General features: G+C 41.3%; 4 protein-coding genes. All 4 read right to left on the minus strand.

Going from position 1 to position 4,065, the window contains the following annotated elements; translation table 11 throughout:
• Positions 1 to 189 precede the first annotated feature (189 nt).
• Positions 190 to 1,737 carry an IS66 family transposase gene (tnpC, locus tag FC24_RS07800; RefSeq protein WP_057874332.1) on the minus strand — a complete coding sequence of 516 codons (1,548 nt, stop codon included), beginning with the start codon at positions 1,735 to 1,737 and terminating at the stop codon, positions 190 to 192.
• A 71-nt stretch (positions 1,738 to 1,808) separates the two neighbouring features.
• The gene (tnpB, locus tag FC24_RS07805; RefSeq protein WP_003646556.1) at positions 1,809 to 2,156 is read right to left on the minus strand and encodes an IS66 family insertion sequence element accessory protein TnpB; all 348 of its coding nucleotides are present in this window, start codon (positions 2,154 to 2,156) and stop codon (positions 1,809 to 1,811) included.
• On the minus strand, positions 2,146 to 2,328 hold the full coding sequence (locus FC24_RS07810; RefSeq protein ID WP_057874333.1) for a hypothetical protein: 183 nt from the start codon (positions 2,326 to 2,328) through the stop codon (positions 2,146 to 2,148). The genes tnpB and FC24_RS07810 overlap by 11 nt, the downstream gene beginning before the upstream one ends.
• Before the next feature lie 296 nt (positions 2,329 to 2,624).
• A complete protein-coding gene (locus tag FC24_RS07815; RefSeq protein ID WP_057874334.1) occupies positions 2,625 to 3,800 on the minus strand; it encodes a glycerol dehydrogenase in 1,176 nt (391 codons plus the stop codon).
• Positions 3,801 to 4,065 lie beyond the last annotated feature (265 nt).

Below are 4,065 nucleotides of genomic sequence, written 5' to 3' on the forward strand. Positions count from 1 at the left end.
ACCTTTATGGGTTTTTCTGTCCACTAATATGTTCAACTTAAATTTTACAATCTACCGTGTACATTTAATAGTAAGCAGTAAATAACTGACCGTGTTGATTTATGTTTTACAGATTATTTCCAATACAAAAAGCGTGTTCTAAACTTCTCGGTTTTTGAGAAGTTTAGAACACGCTTTTCCTTTTTCAGTTTATGCGGCAAACGTCGTCGCCTGGGTCTCATTATTGTCTTTCCGTTGGCCCATATTTTGCTGTCTTCGATAATTCCATGGCAAATAAGCCCCCAACTCTTCCGATTTTGGAAATGCTGGCAGAATCGTTGAAGCTTTTAATAAATCCGTCAAATATTGACGCGGATCTATATGATTGGCCTTGGCGCTTTCAATAAACGTCATCCAAATAGCGGTTGCTTCAGCGCCTTGCGTACTTGTGCTGAATAACCAGTTTTTTCGCCCAATCACCAGACTCTTCATGTTACGCTCAGCCGCATTATTGCTCCAATCAATGACGCCATCATTGATAATCCGGTCGAGATACGGCCGCTGCTTTTGAGCATAGACGATGGCCTTGCCTAGACGAGACTGTGGTAAGACCTCGGTACGATCAATCAGGCGCCAAAAGCGTTTGAGAACTTTTCTCAAGCGACTACGACGTCGCCGTCGACGTACTCGTGGTGAATAGGCTTGCCATTCCCGTTCTAGAGCGAACATCTCGTCAATCAAGTGAAGCAGATCGTCAGATCCCTTGATATGCGACTGAGATGCATCATAGAACTTACGCCGAACATGAGCCCAACAACCTGTGCGGTGAACGCTATTTCCAAGTAGGTTGTACCCACTATACCCATCACATTGTAAAACGCCTAGATATCCTTCATACAAGGATTGGGCAAAGACACCAGAACGTGTGGCACTATAAGCATAATAGACGATGGGATTTGGTTGTTTGATTGGTGTTCGCGCCACCCACATGTAAGACCTTGATGTCGCGGCTTTACCGGGTTCCCTCAGAACTTCGATTGGGGTTTCATCACCTTGCAGGTGATGAGCCGAGCACAAGTGTCGATGAAGTTCCTCATAGAGGGGTAATAGCTGTTGAGCAGATTTGTTAACCCAATTAGCCAAGGTAGCTTCTGATGTCTGATAGCCCAAACGACGAATCCCAGATAGTTGCCGATATAGCGGTACCCCCAAGACAAATTTATCATATATAATTTCTGCCACTAGGGAGACCGAAGCCAAACTATGTGGGAACAAGGCCGGTGGCACCAATGGCTTGAACAAACCAGATGTTGCCGTATCATGAGCACATTGTTCACACTTATAAGTTTGCTCGTAGATTTTCTCCAGATATGCGTGGGCAGGAATGAAATGAAATTCTTCTCGGACATAACTTGTCCCAATCGGCTCGATGCCTGAATGTCCTGCTGGACATTTACCATCAGCTGGTTTAATGATGGTTACGCGTACTGGGACCTTTGAATCTACTTTTTCTCGCCGCGTCTTTTTCTTTGATTTCTTTGGCCGTACTTGATTTGACGCGGAGATGCTTTGGTCTCCAGTTTGCTCTGGTTCGTTAAAAACACTATTTTCCTTGTCAAATAGTGACGTTTGATTAGGATTTAATGCTTCGGATTTATGATCAAATAGTTTTCGCCTAAGATAGGCAATCTGTTCCTGAAGCCCCTTATTTTCTGCTTTGAGCTTGCGAATGATTTGATCCTTTTCTGATTCTGCCATGGGTGTCACCTCCTTGATGTATGATTATTATCATTGAGTTTACCACTCATTTTCTAAACTAGAAAGCACTTTCAATGTCCTGGAGGGCATACTTTATGAACCGTCGAATCTAACGCCCAACCACTCAATAGGCGAACAAGCTGACGCGGGTCCAATCGGCGAATTGCAAGTTGATTGGTCGGCCATTGTAGATGGCCATTTTCTAACCGTTTATATAATAGTAAGAAGCCATCGCCATCCCAATAGAGGGCTTTGAAGCGGTCTTTGCGTGTACCACAAAAGAGATACAGTGCTTGCGAGTATGGATCCAAATCGTATTGCTCTTGGACGATACCCGCGAGTCCATCGATACCTTTTCGCAAATCAGTCTTACCACAAACTAGGTAGATTTGTTCGATTTTGCTGGTATCAATGATCATGTGGGAACACCGCCTTCATTACGGCATCGAGGATATACCCGTTGACGTGGTTGTAAACAATAACTGATTTATTGCCATCAACTTTGATTTGTAGCGCTTTAACGGGTCCAGAAGCTGGGGCTTCTGTTGTCCGACCGACTTTCACTTGCACGATTTCTGGTTGTTTATCCATCAAAAACACCTCACCAATTTATTTGATGAGGTAATCATAATCCATATGGCGGCCACAGGAAATACGGTCGGTTATTTACTGCTTACCTTACACCACCTAGCTACTGCCCATGCCGGGCGCACCTAAAAAAGCTGCCCGCTCCATTCAGGAACAAGCAGCTTAACTAAGCTAGACCAAATACTTTTCAAGTTTAATAATTTATTTCATCAGTACCACTTGATAAAGAACCATTTTAATTCAATTAATTGAGTATTTTCTCAAGTGTAAAATAATTTTATCTTACAAACACTAGAAAACTAGTCTTTTATAGATGGCCCAGAGATTTTACCTAAAACTGGATTGTGGAATAAAGGTTTAATATCATGGGTTTGGATAAACTGATGAGCAATAGCGGAAGCTGCCTTCATGCCATTAATTACCATATCTGATGTCACAGTAAATGGCATGTTTGACATTGTTTCGTTTGGATCAGTTGCCTTTTCACCAATTTTTGTAAATTCTTCGTCAGTTATTTTATCGAGGTGCATTTGCTCCAAAGTTACCGGCAATCCTAAAGTTGTGTAGAATTCAAGGTATTTTTCTAATTCCTCATGTGGAGTTTCTTGTAGGACTAATTGAACAAGAGTTCCAAAAGCAACCTTTTCACCATGAGTTAATTTATGAACTTCACCCGAGATAGCTGTAAATCCGTCTTGGATTGAATGAGCAGCTGCAAGTCCACCGTTTTCGAACCCTAGCCCTGAAAGGAGAGTATTTGCCTCGACAACTTTGTCTAATTCAGGAGTAACTATTTTATTCTGGTTTGAAATTACGGCTTCATACGCATACTTCCACAAAGTTTCCTCACATTTAGAAGCAATGGCTAATCCTGCCTGAGTTGGAACACCACCACGACCGTTGAATGTTGCACCAAAACCTTTTTCCGTTGCTTTGGCTTCTATGTTAGTTGCAAAAGCATCTGCAATTCCAGAAATTAAGGTTCTAACTGGCGCACCCGCTACAACTTGTGTGTCCATCAATACTAAATCGCTGTGCTGCTTATAGTAAGCATAGTGGTCGAAAACCCCGTCGTCAGTATAAATTACTGATAAACCTGCAGTTGGGGCATCAGCAGATGCAGCAGTTGGAGCTATAATTAGTGTTCCTTCGAGGTTTTCAGAAACCCCTTTCGCCGTATCAAGCGTCTTACCTCCTCCTAAACCAATTATAATTTCGCTTTTATTAGACTGTCCTATATCTGTTATACGGTCAACTTCATTAGCAGAAGATTCACCGTTAAAAGTTGCCCGTTTAACAGTAAAACCCTCATTGCTTAAATATTTCGCAAATTTATCTCCTGCTATTTCCCAAACAATATCATCAGATATTAAGAGAATCTTATTGCCAAATGGGCTAATGTATTGTGCTGAACGCTCCAATAGACCTGCTCCCTGAAGATACTTATCAGGACTTACAAACATTTTGTCTTGCATAATAATACGAAACCCCTTTCATAAACTATTGTGTTAACCAGCACTCTTTGAATACCCTTTCATTATACAGGAAGATTAAAGTTTTTCAATAAAAAGGCTTACAAAATTAATAAATTTAATTAATACCCTAGCAAATAACAGTTTTGAGCAGTTTCAGTGGAATACTATTACCTTAAATTAATCAAATCAGCATTTATTTAGAGAGAATCTCGGGTCTAGAATTTTTGGTGTTGGAAAGTATTTCCATTCCAAAAGTACTAGGCCC

Source organism: Loigolactobacillus rennini DSM 20253 (assembly GCF_001436505.1).
Classification (GTDB): Bacteria; Bacillota; Bacilli; order Lactobacillales; family Lactobacillaceae; genus Loigolactobacillus; species Loigolactobacillus rennini.

Excerpts from the sequence above, each read along its gene's own strand:
- tnpC (WP_057874332.1), bottom strand. The coding sequence starts at position 1,737 with ATGGCAGAATCAGAAAAGGATCAAATCATTCGCAAGCTCAAAGCAGAA.
- tnpB (WP_003646556.1), bottom strand. The coding sequence starts at position 2,156 with ATGATCATTGATACCAGCAAAATCGAACAAATCTACCTAGTTTGTGGT.
- FC24_RS07810 (WP_057874333.1), bottom strand. The coding sequence starts at position 2,328 with ATGGATAAACAACCAGAAATCGTGCAAGTGAAAGTCGGTCGGACAACA.
- FC24_RS07815 (WP_057874334.1), bottom strand. The coding sequence starts at position 3,800 with ATGCAAGACAAAATGTTTGTAAGTCCTGATAAGTATCTTCAGGGAGCA.